Raw genomic sequence first — 17,901 nt, forward strand, 5'->3', positions numbered from 1 at the left:
CTTGAAACGGAGTGTCACCGATGGCCGCTGCCAACCATGGCGCTGAGGCTGAAGGAACCGAACTGCCCGAGCATTCAGGGGTTGAGCAGCACAGCACCAAGGTGCTGATGCTGGGCGCTCTCGGTGTCGTCTACGGCGATATCGGTACCAGCCCGATCTATGCTTTCCGCGAAGCGCTGGTCGCAGCGTCCGGCAGTGAGTTGTCCAAGCGCGAGGATGTCCTTGGCGTCCTGTCTTTGGTGATCTGGGCGCTGACCATCATCGTCACCATCAAATACATCATGTTCGTGCTGCGCGCCGACAACCGCGGTGAGGGCGGCACGCTGTCGCTGATGGCGCTGGCACGCGCCACTTTCCAGAAACGCTCGGCGATTGTGCTTGGCATCGGCATGGTCGGTGCTTCGCTGTTCTACGGCGATGCCGTCATTACGCCGGCGATCTCGGTGCTGTCGGCTGTCGAAGGCATGAAGGTGGTCACGCCGGCGTTTGATCCCTATGTCGTGCCGCTGACGCTGGTGATCCTGGCGATCCTGTTTTCGGTGCAGCGGTTCGGCACCGGCAGTGTGGCCCTGATCTTCGGTCCGATCACAGCGCTCTGGTTCCTTGCCATCGGTGTCTCGGGCATTGTCCACATCGTCGACGATCCGGAAGTCCTGCTGGCGATCAATCCGTATTACATCGTGCATTTCCTGATCAATTCGCCGGGTGTCGCTTTTGTTACCGTGGGTGCGATCTTCCTGGCCGTGACGGGTGCGGAAGCGCTCTACGCCGACCTCGGTCATTTTGGCCGCAAGCCAATCGTGCTTGCCTGGCTCTGGGTGGTCTTTCCCAGCCTGCTGCTCAACTACGCCGGGCAGGCCGCCTATGTTCTGGCCAGGGGTGGAGAAATTGGCCACCCGTTCTTCGAGATGAACGAAGGCTGGGCGCTGATACCGATGGTCGTGCTTGCGACCGCCGCAACCGTCATCGCCAGCCAGGCAGTGATTTCAGGTGCTTTTTCGCTGACTCGCCAGGCCGTGCAGCTCAACATGCTGCCGCGTCTCGAGATCCAGCATACGTCGGAAAAGCAGTCCGGCCAGATCTACATGCCACGCGTCAATTTCATCCTGGCAATCGTGGTCATGCTGCTGGTTGTCGGCTTCCAGCAGTCGAGTTCGCTGGCCTCTGCCTACGGCATTTCGGTCACCGGCAACATGCTGGTCACTACCGTGCTGCTGTTTGTGATCATGACCCGTATCTGGAAATGGCATGTCGGCCTGGCTGTGGCGCTGACGGCGCTGTTCGCGTTCATCGATGTCGGCTTCTTCGTCTCCAACATCGTCAAGGTGTTCGAAGGCGGCTGGGCTTCGCTTGCGGTCGCCTTCTCCGTGGTGCTGGTCATGTGGACGTGGGTGCGTGGCAGCCGCTACCTGTTTGAAAAGACGCGTCGCAACGAGATCCCGCTCGATTTCCTCGCCGGCAATCTGCTCAAGAAAAAGCCGCAGGTCGTTGCCGGCACCGCCGTGTTCCTGACCAGCGATCCGCTGAGCGCGCCGACGGCGCTCATGCACAGCCTCAAGCACTACAAGGTGCTGCATGAGCAGAACGTCATTCTATCGGTGGTGACGGCGCCGCAGCCGGTCGTGCCCGACAGCGAACGCGTCAAGATGGAGGCCATCAACGAGCTGTTCATGCGGGTGTCGTTGACTTTCGGCTACATGGAACAGCCCAACATCCCGAAGGCGCTGGCCATCTGCCGCAAGCAGGGCTGGAAATTCGATATCATGACGACGTCGTTCTTCCTGTCACGTCGGTCACTGAAGGCTTCGCCGAATTCCGGCATGCCGCTGTGGCAGGACAGGCTGTTCATTGGCCTGGCGCGCACCGCGGCAGATGCGACCGAATACTTCCAGATTCCGACAGGCCGTGTTGTCGAAGTCGGTACGCAGGTGACGATCTAGCGATGATCAGGGTCGCGGCCTCCGGGGCCGCTATCATGAGGCCGCACGTCACCCTTCCGAAGACATCAGGGCGACGCATCACCGCGTTGACAGTGGCTGCCTGAACGACAACTCTCGGCCGGGTTCCACGAGGGTTACCATGCACGCCTTGTTCAAACGCTGTGCGGTTCTGGTTGGCGTTGGGGTCATTACCGCCTTGCCGCCCAGCGCTATCGCCGGTGAAACCGTGGTGACATTGGAAAACGGCATTGTCGGTACGCTCAACCTGCCGGATGGCACCGGCAAGGTGCCTGCGGTGTTGATGCTGCACGGCTTTGCCGGCAGCCGCGACGAGGTTGCCTCCATATACAAGCGCGAGGCCGATACCCTTGCCGCCAAAGGCATCGGCTCGATGCGCATCGATTTCCGTGGCTTCGGCGAAAGCAACGGCAATGCCGAAGACCTGACTGTCGACAGCCAACTGCAGGATGCGCTCAGCGGTCTTGCCTTCCTCAAGGGCAATCAGCGTGTTGATGCGGCGCGGCTGGGCGTGCTCGGGTTCAGCCTCGGCGGCGGCATTGCCATCCTGGCCGCGGACCGAGAGTCTGCCACGGTCAAGTCACTGGTGACCTGGTCATCGGTCGGTGATTTCCACAAGGACATGGTGGGTGACGTCGGCCAAAAGGTTTTCGACAAGGCTGCGAGCAGGGGTGTCGCCGTCATCGATTTCGGCGATCACCAGCTCGTGTTGAAGAAGGATTTCTTCGACAGTCTCGATCGCTTCCCGCTCGCAGCGGCCATTGCCCGTTATCGTGGCGCCTATCTCGCCATCGCTGGCGCTGGCGATTTTTCCGGAGCCTATGTCGAGCCTTTCGTGGCGTCTTCAGCGGCAAATCCCAAGGAGGCCCTGATGCTGCCGGGCGAAGATCATATCTACCATGCGCTCAGCTATTTCAGCAGCGGCGTCGAGCCGGTCATCGCCAAGACCGCCGACTGGTTCTCCAAGACGTTGTAGCCGCGCATGGGTTCTCCTCTCGACATCGCGATCGCTGGTGGCGGTCCGGCAGGGCTCGCCGCGGCGCTCTATCTCCATCGCGCGGGGCACCGCGTCACGATCTTCGAGCGTTTCGAGGCGCCGTCGCCTGTCGGGTCCGGCCTGATCCTGCAGCCGACAGGGCTGACAGTGCTTGCCGATCTCGGCCTGCTCGATGCCATCCTTGCACTGGGCAGCCGCATTGAACGGTTGCATGGTGCCGATGCTGCGAGTGGCAGCACGGTGCTCGACGTGCGCTACAACGCGCGGCCGGGTGGACGCTTCGGCCTCGCCGTGCATCGCGCGGCTCTGTTCGGTGTGCTCTATCGTGCGGTGAGCGATGCCGATATCGGCATCGAGACCGGCGTCGAGCTGGAAACGCTGGAAATTGGCCAGCGGGCCCGCCTTGTCGGAGACAACGGGCGCAGCATCGGTCCTTTCGACCTGATCGTCGATGCTTCCGGTTCACGCTCGAAGTTGCGGCGCCATGCAGCGACGCCCGCGGAGCCGCGTCCGCTTGCCTATGGTGCCTTCTGGGCTTCGCTCGGCTGGCGCGGCGAAGGCTTCGACGAACATGCACTCACCCAGCGCTACGATCGCGCCGCGGTCATGATCGGCGTGTTGCCGATCGGTCGCTCAAGCCCAGGCGGCGAGAAGATGGCGGCTTTCTTCTGGAGCCTCAAGCCGGCTGACGCCGAGATTGTACAGGCGAGAGGGTTGGAGGCATGGAAGGAGCGGGTGCTTTCCCTGTGGCCGGAGTGCGCATCCTACCTCGCGCAGATCGACAATTTCGACCAGCTGACGCTTGCCCGCTATGGCCACCATACCCTGAAGCTTCCAATTGGTCCGCGGTTGGCAGTTATCGGTGACGCCGCGCATTCGACGAGTCCGCAGCTTGGCCAGGGCGCCAACATGGCGTTGCTCGATGCTGCCGCGTTGAACCATGCCCTCAAGACGAGCAGCCACCTCGAGGACGCACTCGCGTTCTATGCCAGCTCACGGCGGTGGCATGTGCGCACCTTCCAGGCGCTTTCCTTGATGTTCACGCCCTTCTACCAGTCGGATTCGGTGTTTCTGCCGTTCATGCGCGACCGGCTGGTCGCCATCGCTGCGCGCATGCCGCCCATGCCGCAATTGCTGGGTTCGATGGTGGCTGGAACGATGGTTGATCCGTTCCGAATGATCGGGCTGACCGAGCAGGATTGGACCAGATTTGGCGTCGGCGCGAGCGCTGCGGCCATCGACGACGCCTAGCATCGCGCCGTGATGGAAAATGGACAGGCTTGCTGTTGTGAAATAGAATGCTGTCAGGCAAAATATTCATGAACTGACTTCACAAAAGCATGGTCTCTTCCCGCATCGACACCAACCGCCTCGGCGAAATGGATGTGTTCGTGCGCGTGGTGGAGTTATGCGGCTTTTCGCCGGCAGCCAGGGCGCTCAGACTCTCGCCCTCCGCCGTCAGCAAGCTGATCGCGCGGCTGGAGACACGTCTCGGTGCCCGCTTGTTCAACCGATCTACCCGCAAGTTGGCGCTGACTGCCGAGGGCAACATTTTCTACGAGCGTTGCGTGCGCATCCTGGCTGACGTCGACAGTGCCGAACGCGAGGCCGCCGCAGGGGCCGCGCCGCGGGGACGCCTGAGGGTCAATTGCAACACTGCCTTCTCGCAATGGATGCTCACTCCGATCGTACCGGAGTTCCTGGCGCGGTATCCCGAGATCGTGCTCGACCTCGTCGTTTCCGACGTGGTGGTGGATCTGCTGCAGGAACACGCCGACGTGGCTATCCGCGTTGGTCCCCTGGCCAATTCCAGCCTGATTGCACGCAAGCTTGGGGAGAGCAAGGCAATCGTGGTGGCTTCGCCGACCTATCTGCAGCGTGCCGGCACGCCGCGGACGCCCGCAGAACTAGCCTATCACAACCTGCTTGGCTTCGGTTTTTCCCGATTGGTAGAAGGCTGGCCATTTCTCGATGAAAACGGGCAGGTGGTGCGCATCGCACCTCAAGGTAATGCGCTGGCCAGCGACGGCGACACCATGAGACGTCTGGCGCTTGCCGGTGTCGGCATTGCCCGTACTGCCCGCTTTCACATGGAAGAAGACCTCGCCGCTGGCCGTCTCGTGCCGTTGCTCGAAGACTATAGCCCCGGTGAAGTCGAGCCGATCCACGCCGTCTATGTCGGACAAGGTGGCGTGCTGCCGGCGCGTGTGCGTGCCTTTCTCGACTTCCTCGCCGAGAAGGTGAGGGTGCGATAGAGATGCCTATGCTTGACACTGCGTTGGCTTAGCCCAGCTTCGACGTCACAAACCGGGCGGAAGTGACCACGCTACCGGCGCTTTGGAACAGGGTCTCTCCCGGCAAGGTCGGCGATGGGGTCCAGGCAGGCACTACCGTCGCACAGCAGCAGCCGTATGTCTGTTCGCGCGCGCAATTTTGTTGGAGCGGGATTGACGGGACTGGTTCCTGTTGTTAAAGCCGAACCGTAACGTACGGTACGGCAACGGTCGGCGATGGAAACGGACACCAGTCAGAGTGGAGCGGAGGCGCAGAATGCGCAACCCGAAGCGCTGACCGATCGCCAGAAAGACGTGCTCGATACCGTTTTGCGGCTTCTCGTCGAGGAGGGCGATAACCTTTCCATGACGACGGTGGCGCGGCGCGCCTCCTGCTCCAAGGAAACGCTCTACAAATGGTTCGGCGATCGCGATGGGTTGCTCACAGCGACCGTGCGCTGGCAGGCGTCGAAAGTGCGGGTTACCCCGGTCGACCAGGGCAATCCCGATCTGATTTCCCTCGTGGAAAGCCTGGAAGGCTATGCACGCGACTGGCTGAAGGTGATCGCCAGCGACACGTCGATCGCGCTGAACCGCGTTGCGGTCAGTCATGCCGGTTCGGGCAAGGATAATCTCGGCGCCATCGTCCTCGAAAACGGCCGCTTTGCGCTCGCCAGGCGTCTGAAGCCTGTGCTCGATGCCGGCAGGCGGGCAGGGCTTCTTGTTTTCGAGGATGCCGAGACCGCTTTTCGTACTTTTTTCGGATTGGTCGCGCGCGACGTGCAGATCCGCCTGTTGCTCGGTGATTGGCCCGGTCTGACCGAAGCCACCATCGAAACCGATGCGGAGCGCGCCACCCAGCAGTTTCTCGCTCTTTACGGGCAAAACCCCGGCCGCAGGGCCACTGACTTCAACGGGAAGGAATAAAAGAAATGCGTGTCTATTACGATCGTGATGCCGATCTGAACCTGATCAAGGGCAAGAAGGTCGCCGTCATCGGCTACGGTTCGCAGGGCCGTGCCCATGCGCTGAACCTCAAGGAGTCCGGCGTCAAGGAAATCGCCATCGGTCTCAAGGCTGGTTCGCCGACCGCCAAGAAGGTCGAGGCTGACGGTCTCAAGGTGCTCACCGTTGCGGAAGCCGCCAAATGGGCAGACCTGATGATGATGGCAACGCCTGACGAGCTGCAGGCCGACATCTACAAGAACGAGATCGCTCCGAACATCCGCGATGGTGCTGCCATCGCTTTCGCACACGGCCTCAACGTGCATTTCGGCCTGATCGAGCCGAAGGCAACCGTTGACGTGCTGATGGTTGCCCCGAAGGGCCCGGGCCACACCGTGCGCGGCGAGTATCAGAAGGGCGGCGGCGTGCCGTGCCTGGTTGCCGTTCATCAGGACCCGTCGGGCAACGCGCTCGACCTCGCGCTGTCCTATGCCTGCGGCGTCGGTGGCGGCCGCTCGGGCATTATCGAGACCAATTTCCGCGAGGAATGCGAGACCGATCTGTTCGGCGAGCAGGTGGTTCTGTGCGGCGGCCTGGTCGAACTGATCCGTGCCGGTTTCGAGACGCTGGTGGAAGCCGGCTACGCGCCGGAAATGGCTTATTTCGAGTGCCTGCACGAAGTGAAGCTGATCGTCGACCTGATCTATGAAGGCGGTATCGCCAACATGAACTACTCGATCTCGAACACCGCGGAGTGGGGTGAGTATGTCTCGGGTCCGCGCATCATCACCGCGGAGACCAAGGCTGAGATGAAGCGCGTGCTGACCGACATCCAGACCGGCAAGTTCACGTCGGAATGGATGCAGGAATATCGTTCCGGTCTCGCCCGCTTCAAGGCAACCCGTCGTCTCAACGACGAGCACCCGATCGAGCAGGTCGGCGAGAAGCTGCGTGGCATGATGCCGTGGATTTCGAAGAACAAGCTGGTCGACAAGGCAAAGAACTGAGCCCCGTCGAACACTTCGGACCGTCGCGGAGCGCAGGATGCTTCGCGACGCCATCCTCAAGTAATGTTCAGTCGCAAAAATCCAGACCGGCGAATCACTTCGCCGGTCTTTTTCATGTGCCATTCCGGCACGGTTTCAACTGGCATGAAGGTCGCTTGTCGTTGGTCGGGAGGGCAACATCCAGAAATGGATGTGCCGGGGTGGCCATGCCCGCAAGTTGCGGGAAGCCAACAGTTCCGTACCGATTCGACCGGTCCCGCGGGGGGCGCCTGGCGGCGGTGCGAGAGCCGGCGCGGCGGGGGGCCGCGCCGGCTCAGTCATCTGTTAGACCTGCGTTTTAGTAGCGGTAAGGCGATACGCATTGCCGGCGTGGTCCGTAATTGGGCTGGAAGGTGTTGTCCCAGGCCCGGTACGAACGGTAACGCGAGTAACACCACTGCACGTGTCCGGATGCGCGCGGCGCACGGTACACAGGGCGCGGGCGATAATAATCGTTGTAGATAAGGCCGGAGCCAAGCAGGCCGAGGCCGAGATAGACCCCCGAATTGTCCCAGCCTCTGCGGTAGTGGCGGCGATAACGCCAACCGTCATCGCGCCAGCCGCGGTCGCCCCGCCAATGGCGGCCGCGCCAGCCATCGTCGCGCCATCCGTCACGACGCCAGCCCCGATCGCCTCGCCACCCGCGATCTCCTCGCCAACCATCGCCGCGCCATCCGCGCCGCCATTCATTGTTCCTTATTCCACCGCCGCCACCGCCACCGGCCCAGCTGTCGCGAACCTTCAGGACATCGGATTGCGTTGGGGGTGTCGGCATCGCTGGTGCCGGCATCGGAACTGAAAAGGCCGGTGCAGAGAGACCGACGAGCAGGCCGAGCGTCACGAGCCCGGTACGAAAGTTGATGAGCCGTTTCATAACACTCTCCAATGAAACACAGGCCCCGCGCCCTTGGATTCCGAGGGAGGACGCGACAATGGGCTTTGATCCATGAACGGGCGATGAATGGAAAGGTTTCATCAACTATTCCAAACAGCTTGTCGCGTCCCGTTATCGAACAGGTTCAGCCTTGTCTTTGGAGCGGCTTGCAGGCAAAGCTCGCATCATGTCGCTGCGCCTCGCCACCTTCAATGTCGAGAACCTGATGAACAGGTTCGATTTTTCGGGCTACCGCAATCAGCTCAACGAGGATCGTACGCTGGCGCTCTTTGATATCCGCAGCGAGGCCGAGTACCGGCAGCTCGAACAGGCGCGGGTGATCGCCCATTCCGACGACACCCGGCAACTCACGGCACTGGCAATCGCCGCGACACGGGCTGACATCATCTGCCTGCAGGAGGTGGACAACATCGAGGCGTTGAAAGCCTTTGAATACGGCTATCTGTTCAAGATGGTGGGTGAGGGCTATCGCCAGAAATACACCACCGACGGCAACGATTCACGCGGCATCGATGTTGCCGTGATGATGCGGACCGAGACCGCGCATGGCCAGCCGATCGATTTCGTACGCATGACTAGCCATGCCTATGTCACCTTCGAGCAATTCGGACTGTTCACGCCGGAGCTTGCAGCGCTCGGCTATGAAGCCAACGAGCGCATTTTCCGGCGTGATTGCCTGGAGATCGACGTCACGGTCGGAGGCGTGCCACTGACGCTCTATCTGGTGCATTTCAAGTCGATGGGGCCGCCGCGCAACGGGCTGGATGGCCGTGCGGCGACGATGCCGCTGCGCAACGCGGAAGCGAAAGCGGTGCGCCGTATCATCGAGCAGCGTTTCGGTGCCGAACATGCCGCTTCCAAGCGCTGGGCGATCTGCGGCGACATGAACGACTATCGCCATCGCGTGCTGATCGGTGGTGATGCCTATGGCGGCTACAATTTCCAGCCGGTGGCGGAAACTGAAACCTGCCTGAACGTTTTCCTGGCTGATGGCTTTGCCGAGAACATCGTCGAGCGACGTCCTGAAATCGATCGCTGGACGCTCTATCATACGCGTGGTCCCCAGGAGCGGCACCTGTGCCAGCTCGACTACATCCTGTTGTCGAAAGGCCTTGCCGCGCGCAATGCAGCCATCCCCGACATCATCCGCAACGGACAGCCCTGGCGTACTCCATTCCCGCCCGGCCAGGAGATCGAGCGTTTTCCACGCATCGGCTGGGACAGGCCAAAGGCTTCCGATCATTGTCCGGTGGCGGTCACGCTGGATCTCGTCTGAGAATGGCTCGCTTCGAAATTCCGCGTGGCGCCATTGTGCCCGTTACCTCGGTGGATGTGCGGCTCGACCCCGCACCGCATCCGTTCGAAATCGAGAACATGGCGCTCGTCGAAGAGAACTGGCGACAGGAGCACGCTGCCAATCCGCGTCTCTACGATGGCACCCTGACGCTTCCGTCGGAGCTGAAGCTCAGCAGTCAGGGTGAACTGGTCGGTCGCTGCCACGTGGCGCGGTTTGCAACAATGCTCTATTGGCGCAAGAACAAGGGAAGTCCCGGCATTGAACATTGTTTTGCGCAGGCCGCGCTGGTGGCAAACGACGGTGCGTTGATTGCGGTGCGCATGGGCCCCCACACCGCCAATGCCGGCCGCGTCTATTTCGCGGCCGGTTCCTTCGAACCCGAAGATTTTGTCGGCGGCCGTGCCGATACTGTGGGCAACATGCATCGTGAGGTGATGGAAGAAACCGGGCTCGACTTGACCCACACGCCGCGTGAGCCGGGCTACCATCTGCATTCGATCAACGGCTCGACCATGCTGTTTCGCCGCTATTATCTCGACGAGGCCGCCGAGGCCGTGGCTGACCGGATACGAGCCTTCGTCGCCTCCGAGATCGAACCGGAGATCGAAGGTCCGGTGATCGTCCGTTCCGCAAGTGATCTGCCCGAAGGAACGCTCAATCATCTCGCCGCCGTAGCACGCTGGCATTTCACCTGAGTTCTGCAACCCGTCAGACAATCCTTGCTACCGGGATGCCGTTGCGTCACTGGTTGGCGTCGGCGATTTTGCCCGGCTGCTTCGGAGGGAGATCATGATCATGCAGACTGTTCAAAGGTGCCTTTTGTCCAGCATGATCGCGCTGGCGGCATTGTCCTACAGTGGTGCAGCGGGCGCACTCGACAGCGGCAGCACCGGCGCCAAGGTGATCGTAAAGCCATTGGCCTCGGCCACGACCACCGCCAGCGGACAACCGATCGTGTTGCCGCAGAAAAATGTGCAGGTCCTGGTCTCGACTTACGAGATCCCGAGTGGCGCGACTTTGCCGGTGCACAAGCATCCGTCGGCCCGCTACGCCTATGTCCAGGGCGGCACCCTGCAGGTGACCAATGTCGAGACTGGCCAAAGCAAGACCTACCAAGCCGGCGATTTTATCATCGAAATGATCGATACCTGGCATCAGGCCGTCAATCTGGGTGCCGATCCGGTCAAGCTGCTGGTCATCGACCAGGTCGAGGAAGGGACCGCGAACACGCTGCTGCGGAAATAGCTTCCGCTATTCGTGCCGCAGCGCTTCGATCGGGTCCAGCCTCGCGCCCCGCAAGGCCGGGAAAAAGCCGAACACCATGCCGATCAAGGCCGAGAAGCCGACTGCGAGCAGGATGACCGCGGGGCTCGGCGAGAACGGGATCGACATCGTCACGGCTGCTAGTCCCGCCAGGGACAGGCCCAGAAGGATGCCGATGATGCCACCGAGCAGGGACAGCACCGTGGCCTCGACCAGGAACTGGATGAGGATGTGACGCTCATGCGCTCCGATGGCGAGCCGGATACCGATCTCGCGCGTGCGTTCGGTGACCGAGACCAGCATGATGTTCATGATGCCGATGCCGCCGACAAGCAGGCTCACCCCGGCGACCGCACCCAGCATGCCGGTCATGGTCGCAGTGGCGCTTGCCATCGTGTCGGCGATCTGAGTCATGTCGCGGATGTCGAAGTCGTTTTCGCCATCCGGCGGCACGCGCCTTGCGTCGCGCAGGATGCCTTCGACGCGCGGTAGAAGCACCGATGTCGGTGTCGCGTCGTCGGCGGAAACATAGATGTTGTCGACGTTGCGGTTGCCGGCGATGCGCCGCTGGAAGGCGTGAAGCGGCATCAACACGACATTGTCCTGGTCTTGGCCAAAACCCGTATAGCCCTTCGACTCGAGCAGGCCGATCACCTGGCAGCTCATCTGGTTGACGCGGATTGCCTCGCCGACCGGATCGCCGGCGCCGAAGAATTGCTGGCGCACCGTCTCACCGATCAGGCACACGCCCGTGCCCGCGCGGGTCTCGGATTCGGAAAACGACCGGCCGGTCAAGATCTTCCAGTCGCGGGCGTCGAGAAAGGCGCTGTCGGTGCCAGTAACGCTGGTAACAAGGCTTTCCGTGCCGAAGACAGCGCGCACCTGCTTCTGCGCAGCCGGCGAAATAGCACGGGCGCCGGACAATTGCCGCGACAGAGCTTCTGCGTCCTTTTCTTCGAGGGGCCGGGCAACGGAATCGGAACTTCTCGGACCATTGAAACGGCCGGAACGCACCACGAGCAGGTTCGAGCCCAGCTTGGAGATGTCGGCCTTGACCTTCTGCGTCGTGCCCGAGCCGATGGTCAGCATGGCGATGACGGCGGCGACGCCAATGACGATGCCGAGCAAGGTGAGGAAAGAGCGCAGGGCATTACGACGGACCGAGCGCAGGGCCAGGCGAATTGTTTCCCAGATCATAGGGTCGCCTCCATTGTCGTCGCGTCGGAGGCCACATGGCCATCGAGGAAACGGATGGTCCTGCCGGCATAGGCAGCGATATCGGACTCGTGCGTCACCATGACGATGGTCAGGCCGAGGTCCTGGTTCAGCCGGGTGAGCAGGTCCATGATCTCGTGGCTGCGGGCCGTGTCGAGGTTGCCGGTCGGTTCATCGGCCACCAGAAGGGTCGGGCGACTGACGATGGCGCGGGCAATCGCCACACGCTGCTGCTGGCCCCCGGACAACTCGGCCGGCGTATGGTGTTCGCGCCCGGTCAGCCCGACTTCGGCCAAGGCCTGCATGGCAAGCTGGCGGCGTTCGTTGTGAGCGACGCCGCGATAGATCAGCGGCAGCTCGACATTCTCGACGGCCGTGGTGCGCGGCAGGAGGTTGTAGCCCTGGAAGACGAAGCCGATATGCAGGTTGCGCAAGGTGGCGCGGCGAGCACGGTCGAGCCTGCCGGCGTCAACTTCCATGAAGCTGTAGGTGCCGGCGGTCGGCGTGTCGAGACAGCCGACGATGTTCATCGCCGTGGATTTTCCGGAACCGGAAGGACCCATGATGGCGACGAATTCGCCGCGCGGAATGGCGAGATCGACGCCGGCCAGGGCGTTTACCCGAGCCTCGCCTTCGCCATAGGTCTTCCAGACCTTGTCGAAGTTTATCAGGGGAGCCCCACGCATGGTCAGCCACGCTGCTGTGCAGCGGTGATGACGAGATCGCCGTCGTCAAGTCCCGACAGAACCTCGGTCAGGTCACCGTTGGTCGAGCCCACGGTGACGTCCACGGGGCGAGGGCGGCCATCCTTCAGGATGAAAAGGCGTCGCGTACCCTCCGGACCGCGATCCTGCTGGCGGTCGCGAGGTCCCGCATTGATGCGGTTGGGGCGGCCGGTGAACATCGAGAGCAGGCTGAACTCGCGGTTGCGCGCATCCGCGGACGGGCGGAAGCGGAATGCCGATGAGGGGACGGTCAGTGCCCCCTTTGACTGCTTGGTCACCACGGAGACGGTGGCCGTCATGCCGGGGCGTAGCAGCAGTTCGCCATTGTCCACCTCGAGGCGGGCCTTGTAGGTGACGACGCCGTCGGTGGTGACGGATGCGTAGGCGATTTCACGGATCTGCGCGTTGAATGGCCGCTCGGGGAAGGCGTCCACGGTGAAACGCGCATTCTGGCCTGGCTGCACGGTGCCGATGTCGGCCTCGTCGATTGCGGCCTGCACTTCCATCTTCTTCAGGTCGGCGGCAATGACGAACAGGACGGGCGCCTGCAGCGAGGAGGCGACGGTCTGGCCGGGATCCCCGAACGGGTAAGCACGATGCCGTCGATCGGTGCATAGATGGTGCTCTTGGCGAGATCGGTCTGCTGGGCCTTCAGGTCGGCGTTGGCGATGGCGAGGCTGGCTTCGGCGCTGTCAAGCGCAGCCTTGGCGCGGTCGCGCGCCGCCTGCGCGGTGTCCAGCGCCTGCTGGGTGGCCATGCCGCGCTTTGTCAGCTCGGAGGTACGGGACAGGCTCTGTTCGCTTTCACGCAGTGTGACCTGTGCCGTTTCGACAGCGGCCGCTGCCGCTTTGGCCGAGGCTGTGGCCCGTTCGATCTGGACTTCCAGCTTGGTGGTGTCGAGCGCAGCCAGCACGTCCCCCTTTTTGACCTGCTGGTTTTCCTCGACGGCAACGGTACGCACGATACCCGAAAGCTCTGAGGAAATGTCGACCTGGGTGAGGGGCTGCAAGGTGCCGGTGGCCGAGACCTGGACAGTCAGATCCGCGCGCGATGCCGCCTGCGTGGTGTAGTCGATGCGGGCAGGCGTGCCTGCATACCAGCGCCAGCCGCCAAGGGCCGCCGCGATGACAAGCAAGGCCAGAACCGCATAAATCCAGCCGCGCCGGCGCTGGCGCCTGGCACCGGCTACATCGAGGTTGAGGGACGCCCTGATGGCGGAAGCTTCCTCCGCCCCTGGCTGCTTGACAGTCTGGTCCACGTTGGACCCCTATGCTGCTCGAAATGTCCCTACTTGCGACACATCAGGTTTTGTACGGGCAATAGCAAATTAATTTTCAGTCATGTTGACTGGCAGTCGAGCGGGAATTCAGCGATGGTGGCACGTAACTATCTGATTTATGACGTTTTTACCGACGAGGGACTGGCAGGCAATCCTCTGGCTGTGGTGCTGGACTGCGAAGGGCTCGACCTTGATGCCATGCAGCGGATCGCCCGTGAGTTCAACCTGTCCGAATCGGTTTTCGTGCTGCCGCCGGAAAACCCAAGGCACCGCGCCCGTATCCGTATTTTCACACCGGACTATGAGATGCCGTTCGCCGGCCACCCTACCGTCGGCAGCGCGGTGGCGCTGACAGAGCTGGCAGGCGGCGAGGAAGACGCCATCTTCGTGCTGGAGGAGAACATCGGGCCGGTGCGCTGCGCCGTCAGCCGTGGCGAGGGTGCCACCTTCGCCGAGTTCGACCTTGCCAAACTGCCGGAACAGCTCAAGCTCACGGCCGAGCCTGAAGCGATCGGTGCGGCGCTGGGGCTGGGACCGCACGAGATCGGTTTCGAGAACCATCGCGTCGCCTTCTTCAGCGCGGGCGTGCCTTACGTCACCATCCCTGTCGCGAACCTGGCGGCCGCGGCCAAGGCGCGTCTCAACAACGACATGTGGGCACAGCTGGCGCCAAAGAAGAGCGAATGGGCATTTGCCAGTCCCTATGTCTACTGCCGGGAGACGGTGAACAAGGAGAGCGCCTTCCACGTGCGCATGATCGTGCCCGGCAATCCGTCCTATGAAGATCCGGCGACCGGCTCGGCGGCGGCGGCCTTCGCCGGTGCAATCATGCAATTCGACCAGCCGGGCGATGGCATGACTCGCTGCTGGATCGAACAGGGCCTGGAGATGGGGCGCCCGTCGCGAATCCGTCTCGAACTCGACGTCGCGGGCGGCAGGCTGGCGTCCGCCCGCATCGGCGGCAAGGCGGTGAAAGTGGGCGAAGGCAAGCTGTTCGTGTGATCCGGCAGGTAAAAACCGGGCTCCGGACAGGTGCGGCAAAAAGAACCGTATCGATTTGTCGGGAAATGAAGCGACAGGGGCTGGACAGGAGGGGGAGCGGCGGCTATATGCCCGCCCAAGCTGGTTTTCACCAGCCCCGTGGGTGATTAGCTCAGTTGGTAGAGCAGCTGACTCTTAATCAGCGGGTCGTAGGTTCGATCCCTACATCACCCACCATTTCAATCACTTAGCATCCATTCTGCCGGTACTGCTTTGCAGGCTGCCCGCAAGCTGGCGGATAACCGCGCCGGTTCTGTTCCGGCACGGATCGTCTTGACGATGTCGTTCGCTGGCTGGAGCATGATCCCGAAAAGGTGCAGACTCTTCGGGTAAGATCATGCGGTAACGCGGGAAGCTGTCGATCAGTCCCGATAGACTTCGACATTGATGAAGTCGGGGTGGACCTCGACCCGGATCATCGGCGTACCGTTCAGAATCGCCTGCCGTGACGCCTTGCTGGCCATCCCCCGGTTCAACATGTTTTCGAGCTTGGCCCGATTGCCCTTGTCGGAGAAAAACGAATCCGTCTCGTCCTCAGGGTCACCCTTTCCGTAGACATACAGATTGGCCCTGTCCTGGCGGATGATCGCGGCGACGCTGGTGAGGCGTTCGCCATTCGAGTTGAAGTGGTCGGCGGCGCTCAACCGGGCGACATAGGATTCAATCGACTGCGCGAAAGCAGCAGACGGCGATACGGCCAGCAAAAGACCAACGGACAAGCCCAGCGATTTCATGATGCCCTCTTTTTCGGAGAGACACTTACGCGGTCCGACGGCAACTGTCATCCGTGTCACGCGTGGCGTGTGGCGTGAGAGGGTGATCGGGCTCGCCTCCCTCCAGACCGACCATGTTGCCTGAGTCTGCCGTGAACTGCTGTCAGGCGACCCCGATCAGTTGGGAAACTATCCATCGCTTCAGGCGCGACAAGTGCGACGATCGTCGTAGGGGCGGCCTGGAAGGTCGATCGTTAGCTCATCGCCCTAACGCCAGGATGCAAGCCGACAATTGTCGACAAGGAGGTCATGGTTTCCAATGCTTCGACCTTCAAGCCGCGCGACTGGAATCGTCGAGACGGAAGTTGCTTCGCCAAGCGAATGTCGTGATCGTCAGGCTGTCAGGATCTTCGCTTCCTTGGCTGCGGCCAGAAACGCCTGTCTGGCGATTTCAGGCTCGCTGCCTCCGCCAAGCACCCTCATGCAGGCCATGCGAGCCATTATGCGCTGCCCCGTCTCTCCGATCGGCCAGTCGTAAAGCAACAGTTCTGCCGCTTCGCGCGTGCTCGTCACCAACCTCCGTCCTGAAGGAAGCCGCACGGTCACCGGGTTTTCAAACGTTCCTGTTTCGCCGTGGTTCATCTACAAGTCTCCAACGAGGCCCCACGACAGACCATACGGCGGAATACCCGTTTTGGTTTCTTCACTTTCGGGTGCGCACGCTCACGTTGCGTGATGGCATGGAGGGCTAAGCTCTCTAAAACCGAACCAAGGCCCTCAAGTAGCAGGGGTAATTTTCGCTACACGCGGTTACTTCCCGCAATAGCGGTCGTTGATGTCGTTGACCGCATAGGCGTCGGGGCCGACGCGGTGATAGGCGCAGGGGCCAGCGGCCGTCGTGAACATCTGTTTGTCGTAGTAGCGCGGGCCGCCGAACAGCATTTCGACAAGGGTACGCCCGGCCGGCACGTAACGCTCCTCGTGATGGACGCGCTGCTTCTTGTGGTGATGCTTCTTCTCGCCGGCGAAGGTTGGCGCGCTGAGGCCAATCGCCAGCACTGCCATCAGGGCGCAGGTTGCGAATTGCTTCATCGCCATCGAAAATCTCCATGTCGTTGGTCAGAAAGCAGCGGCCACGGCGAAAGTTCCCGTGAGCATTGGAGGTTCTCTGAAAAGCAGCGTGTTGGCAATGCCGCGCTGGCTTACAGTGACTCTTTGGAAGCTCGGCAGTCTGTCTTTGGCTATTTTTCCGAGACACCTGCTTCCGCGAAGCTTGCCATGCCTGCGTGGCAGGCCAGCGCTGAACGGACGAGGTTGACGGCGAGGCAGGCGCCGGACCCTTCGCCAAGTCGCATGCCGAGATCGAGCAGTGGTGTCAGGCCAAGCGCCTGCAGCAGGCCGCGGTGGCCGGCTTCCGCCGAGACATGGGCCGCAATGGTGTGGGCGAGGCCTGCTGGATGCAGCTTGGCCAGGGGGGCGGCTGCGGCGGTACAGACGAAGCCGTCGAGCAGCACCGGCACGTTGCGATGCCGCGCAGCAAGCGTCGCGCCGAAGATGGCCGCCAGTTCACGCCCGCCGAGCGCCGCCGCCGCCTTGAGCGGATCTGCAAGCACCGCGGCATGACGGTCAAGTCCGGCCTCGATCGCAACGACCTTGCGTTTCAGGCCGGCATCGTCGACGCCGGTACCGCGGCCGGTCCATTTTTCGGCGCCGCCGCCGAACAGCGCAGCCGAAATCGCCGCTGCCGGGGTGGTGTTGCCGATGCCCATTTCGCCGAGGCAGACCAGATCGAGATCCGTGTCCACGGCATCATAGCCGGCAGAGACGGCAGCGAGGAAAGCCGCTTCATCCATCGCAACTCCTTGGGTGAAGTCGCCGGTGGGGTGGTCGAGGTCGAGCGGGATGACATCGAGTTCCGCACCGGTGGCGCGGGCAAGCTGGTTGATGGCCGCGCCACCGTGGGCGAAGTTGGCCACCATCTGCACGGTGACTTCGGAAGGGTAGGCGGAGACGCCTTGGGCGGTGACGCCATGGTTGCCCGCGAACACCAACACTTTCACCCGGTCGAGCCGGGGCATGTCGCGGCCCTGCCAGCGTGCCAGCCAGGCGGCAATGGCTTCCAGCCGACCCAGGCTGCCCTGCGGCTTCGTCAACGTGTCCTGGCGGCGGGCGACCGCAGCGGCTGCCACCTCGCTGCCGGCTGGCAGGTCGCGGCAGGCGGCGCGCAGTTCATCGAAGGATTTGAAGGACATGA

The 17,901-nt window shown here is 62.2% G+C and carries 19 protein-coding genes and 1 tRNA gene; 11 read left to right on the forward strand and 9 right to left on the reverse strand.

Features of this window, described 5'->3' with window-relative positions:
- Window positions 1–20 precede the first annotated feature (20 nt).
- The 6 genes from C1M53_RS23630 to ilvC all read left to right on the forward strand — a co-directional run bounded on the left by C1M53_RS23630 (window position 21) and on the right by ilvC (window position 7,180).
- A complete protein-coding gene (locus C1M53_RS23630; RefSeq protein ID WP_129414455.1) occupies window positions 21–1,940 on the forward strand; it encodes a potassium transporter Kup in 1,920 nt (639 codons plus the stop codon).
- A gap of 139 nt (window positions 1,941–2,079) precedes the next feature.
- Window positions 2,080–2,934 (forward strand): alpha/beta hydrolase, encoded by an 855-nt coding sequence (locus C1M53_RS23635; RefSeq protein ID WP_129414456.1) that lies wholly within the window; start codon window positions 2,080–2,082, stop codon window positions 2,932–2,934.
- A 6-nt stretch (window positions 2,935–2,940) separates the two neighbouring features.
- Entirely contained in the window at window positions 2,941–4,206 is a 1,266-nt protein-coding gene (locus C1M53_RS23640; RefSeq protein WP_129414457.1) for an NAD(P)/FAD-dependent oxidoreductase, read from the forward strand.
- A gap of 89 nt (window positions 4,207–4,295) precedes the next feature.
- Window positions 4,296–5,210: a LysR family transcriptional regulator gene (locus C1M53_RS23645; RefSeq protein ID WP_129414458.1), complete on the forward strand. Its 915-nt coding sequence runs from the start codon at window positions 4,296–4,298 to the stop codon at window positions 5,208–5,210.
- A 255-nt stretch (window positions 5,211–5,465) separates the two neighbouring features.
- Window positions 5,466–6,155, forward strand: coding sequence for a TetR/AcrR family transcriptional regulator C-terminal domain-containing protein (locus C1M53_RS23650; protein ID WP_129414459.1), 690 nt, complete (start codon window positions 5,466–5,468; stop codon window positions 6,153–6,155).
- Window positions 6,156–6,160: 5 nt separating this feature from the next.
- Window positions 6,161–7,180: a ketol-acid reductoisomerase gene (gene ilvC, locus C1M53_RS23655; RefSeq protein ID WP_129414460.1), complete on the forward strand. Its 1,020-nt coding sequence runs from the start codon at window positions 6,161–6,163 to the stop codon at window positions 7,178–7,180.
- A 337-nt stretch (window positions 7,181–7,517) separates the two neighbouring features.
- Here ilvC and C1M53_RS23660 read toward each other — a convergent pair whose 3' ends face one another.
- Window positions 7,518–8,093 (reverse strand): BA14K family protein, encoded by a 576-nt coding sequence (locus C1M53_RS23660; RefSeq protein WP_129414461.1) that lies wholly within the window; start codon window positions 8,091–8,093, stop codon window positions 7,518–7,520.
- Window positions 8,094–8,280: 187 nt separating this feature from the next.
- On the opposite strand from C1M53_RS23660, the gene C1M53_RS23665 reads away from it, so the two are divergent.
- The 3 genes from C1M53_RS23665 (at window position 8,281) to C1M53_RS23675 (ending at window position 10,656) form a co-directional block, all read left to right on the forward strand.
- The gene (locus C1M53_RS23665; RefSeq protein ID WP_129414462.1) at window positions 8,281–9,390 is read left to right on the forward strand and encodes an endonuclease/exonuclease/phosphatase family protein; all 1,110 of its coding nucleotides are present in this window, start codon (window positions 8,281–8,283) and stop codon (window positions 9,388–9,390) included.
- A 2-nt stretch (window positions 9,391–9,392) separates the two neighbouring features.
- Window positions 9,393–10,106: an NUDIX hydrolase gene (locus tag C1M53_RS23670; RefSeq protein ID WP_129414463.1), complete on the forward strand. Its 714-nt coding sequence runs from the start codon at window positions 9,393–9,395 to the stop codon at window positions 10,104–10,106.
- Between the two features lie 94 nt (window positions 10,107–10,200).
- On the forward strand, window positions 10,201–10,656 hold the full coding sequence (locus C1M53_RS23675; protein WP_129414464.1) for a cupin domain-containing protein: 456 nt from the start codon (window positions 10,201–10,203) through the stop codon (window positions 10,654–10,656).
- A 6-nt stretch (window positions 10,657–10,662) separates the two neighbouring features.
- Here the strand turns inward: C1M53_RS23675 and C1M53_RS23680 are convergent, their stop codons facing one another.
- The 4 genes from C1M53_RS23680 to C1M53_RS32225 are packed head-to-tail and all read right to left on the reverse strand — an operon-like array spanning window position 10,663 to window position 13,872.
- Window positions 10,663–11,871 carry an ABC transporter permease gene (locus tag C1M53_RS23680; RefSeq protein WP_129414465.1) on the reverse strand — a complete coding sequence of 403 codons (1,209 nt, stop codon included), beginning with the start codon at window positions 11,869–11,871 and terminating at the stop codon, window positions 10,663–10,665.
- The gene (locus C1M53_RS23685) at window positions 11,868–12,575 is read right to left on the reverse strand and encodes an ABC transporter ATP-binding protein (RefSeq protein ID WP_129414466.1); all 708 of its coding nucleotides are present in this window, start codon (window positions 12,573–12,575) and stop codon (window positions 11,868–11,870) included. The genes C1M53_RS23680 and C1M53_RS23685 overlap by 4 nt, the downstream gene beginning before the upstream one ends.
- 2 nt (window positions 12,576–12,577) lie before the next feature.
- Window positions 12,578–13,114, reverse strand: coding sequence for an efflux RND transporter periplasmic adaptor subunit (locus C1M53_RS32220; protein WP_245488257.1), 537 nt, complete (start codon window positions 13,112–13,114; stop codon window positions 12,578–12,580).
- An 11-nt stretch (window positions 13,115–13,125) separates the two neighbouring features.
- Window positions 13,126–13,872 (reverse strand): efflux RND transporter periplasmic adaptor subunit, encoded by a 747-nt coding sequence (locus tag C1M53_RS32225; protein WP_245488258.1) that lies wholly within the window; start codon window positions 13,870–13,872, stop codon window positions 13,126–13,128.
- A 114-nt stretch (window positions 13,873–13,986) separates the two neighbouring features.
- Here C1M53_RS32225 and C1M53_RS23695 point away from each other — a divergent pair, with 114 nt between their 5' ends.
- Together C1M53_RS23695 and C1M53_RS23700 are read left to right on the forward strand one after the other, a co-directional pair.
- Window positions 13,987–14,895, forward strand: a complete 909-nt coding sequence (locus C1M53_RS23695) for a PhzF family phenazine biosynthesis protein (protein ID WP_129414467.1) — start codon at window positions 13,987–13,989, stop codon at window positions 14,893–14,895.
- Window positions 14,896–15,035: 140 nt separating this feature from the next.
- A tRNA-Lys gene (locus C1M53_RS23700) sits at window positions 15,036–15,111 on the forward strand.
- 185 nt (window positions 15,112–15,296) lie between these two features.
- Here C1M53_RS23700 and C1M53_RS23705 read toward each other — a convergent pair.
- The 4 genes from C1M53_RS23705 to cobT form a co-directional block, all read right to left on the reverse strand.
- The gene (locus C1M53_RS23705) at window positions 15,297–15,668 is read right to left on the reverse strand and encodes a hypothetical protein (RefSeq protein ID WP_129414468.1); all 372 of its coding nucleotides are present in this window, start codon (window positions 15,666–15,668) and stop codon (window positions 15,297–15,299) included.
- A 372-nt stretch (window positions 15,669–16,040) separates the two neighbouring features.
- Window positions 16,041–16,289 carry a DUF982 domain-containing protein gene (locus C1M53_RS23710; protein WP_129414469.1) on the reverse strand — a complete coding sequence of 83 codons (249 nt, stop codon included), beginning with the start codon at window positions 16,287–16,289 and terminating at the stop codon, window positions 16,041–16,043.
- Between the two features lie 168 nt (window positions 16,290–16,457).
- Window positions 16,458–16,745 (reverse strand): hypothetical protein, encoded by a 288-nt coding sequence (locus C1M53_RS23715; protein WP_129414470.1) that lies wholly within the window; start codon window positions 16,743–16,745, stop codon window positions 16,458–16,460.
- 143 nt (window positions 16,746–16,888) lie between these two features.
- Window positions 16,889–17,899 carry a nicotinate-nucleotide--dimethylbenzimidazole phosphoribosyltransferase gene (gene cobT / locus C1M53_RS23720; protein ID WP_129414471.1) on the reverse strand — a complete coding sequence of 337 codons (1,011 nt, stop codon included), beginning with the start codon at window positions 17,897–17,899 and terminating at the stop codon, window positions 16,889–16,891.
- Window positions 17,900–17,901: the final 2 nt, after the last annotated feature.

Source organism: Mesorhizobium sp. Pch-S, from assembly GCF_004136315.1.
Taxonomy (GTDB): domain Bacteria; phylum Pseudomonadota; class Alphaproteobacteria; order Rhizobiales; family Rhizobiaceae; genus Mesorhizobium.

Bases quoted from the DNA above. Each gene is read 5' to 3' on its own strand.
- C1M53_RS23630 (WP_129414455.1), top strand. From the start codon at position 21: ATGGCCGCTGCCAACCATGGCGCTGAGGCTGAAGGAACCGAACTGCCC.
- C1M53_RS23635 (WP_129414456.1), top strand. From the start codon at position 2,080: ATGCACGCCTTGTTCAAACGCTGTGCGGTTCTGGTTGGCGTTGGGGTC.
- C1M53_RS23640 (WP_129414457.1), top strand. From the start codon at position 2,941: ATGGGTTCTCCTCTCGACATCGCGATCGCTGGTGGCGGTCCGGCAGGG.
- C1M53_RS23645 (WP_129414458.1), top strand. From the start codon at position 4,296: ATGGTCTCTTCCCGCATCGACACCAACCGCCTCGGCGAAATGGATGTG.
- C1M53_RS23650 (WP_129414459.1), top strand. From the start codon at position 5,466: ATGGAAACGGACACCAGTCAGAGTGGAGCGGAGGCGCAGAATGCGCAA.
- ilvC (WP_129414460.1), top strand. From the start codon at position 6,161: ATGCGTGTCTATTACGATCGTGATGCCGATCTGAACCTGATCAAGGGC.
- C1M53_RS23660 (WP_129414461.1), bottom strand. From the start codon at position 8,093: ATGAAACGGCTCATCAACTTTCGTACCGGGCTCGTGACGCTCGGCCTG.
- C1M53_RS23665 (WP_129414462.1), top strand. From the start codon at position 8,281: ATGTCGCTGCGCCTCGCCACCTTCAATGTCGAGAACCTGATGAACAGG.
- C1M53_RS23670 (WP_129414463.1), top strand. From the start codon at position 9,393: ATGGCTCGCTTCGAAATTCCGCGTGGCGCCATTGTGCCCGTTACCTCG.
- C1M53_RS23675 (WP_129414464.1), top strand. From the start codon at position 10,201: ATGATCATGCAGACTGTTCAAAGGTGCCTTTTGTCCAGCATGATCGCG.
- C1M53_RS23680 (WP_129414465.1), bottom strand. From the start codon at position 11,871: ATGATCTGGGAAACAATTCGCCTGGCCCTGCGCTCGGTCCGTCGTAAT.
- C1M53_RS23685 (WP_129414466.1), bottom strand. From the start codon at position 12,575: ATGCGTGGGGCTCCCCTGATAAACTTCGACAAGGTCTGGAAGACCTAT.
- C1M53_RS23695 (WP_129414467.1), top strand. From the start codon at position 13,987: ATGGTGGCACGTAACTATCTGATTTATGACGTTTTTACCGACGAGGGA.
- C1M53_RS23705 (WP_129414468.1), bottom strand. From the start codon at position 15,668: ATGAAATCGCTGGGCTTGTCCGTTGGTCTTTTGCTGGCCGTATCGCCG.
- C1M53_RS23710 (WP_129414469.1), bottom strand. From the start codon at position 16,289: ATGAACCACGGCGAAACAGGAACGTTTGAAAACCCGGTGACCGTGCGG.
- C1M53_RS23715 (WP_129414470.1), bottom strand. From the start codon at position 16,745: ATGGCGATGAAGCAATTCGCAACCTGCGCCCTGATGGCAGTGCTGGCG.
- cobT (WP_129414471.1), bottom strand. From the start codon at position 17,899: ATGTCCTTCAAATCCTTCGATGAACTGCGCGCCGCCTGCCGCGACCTG.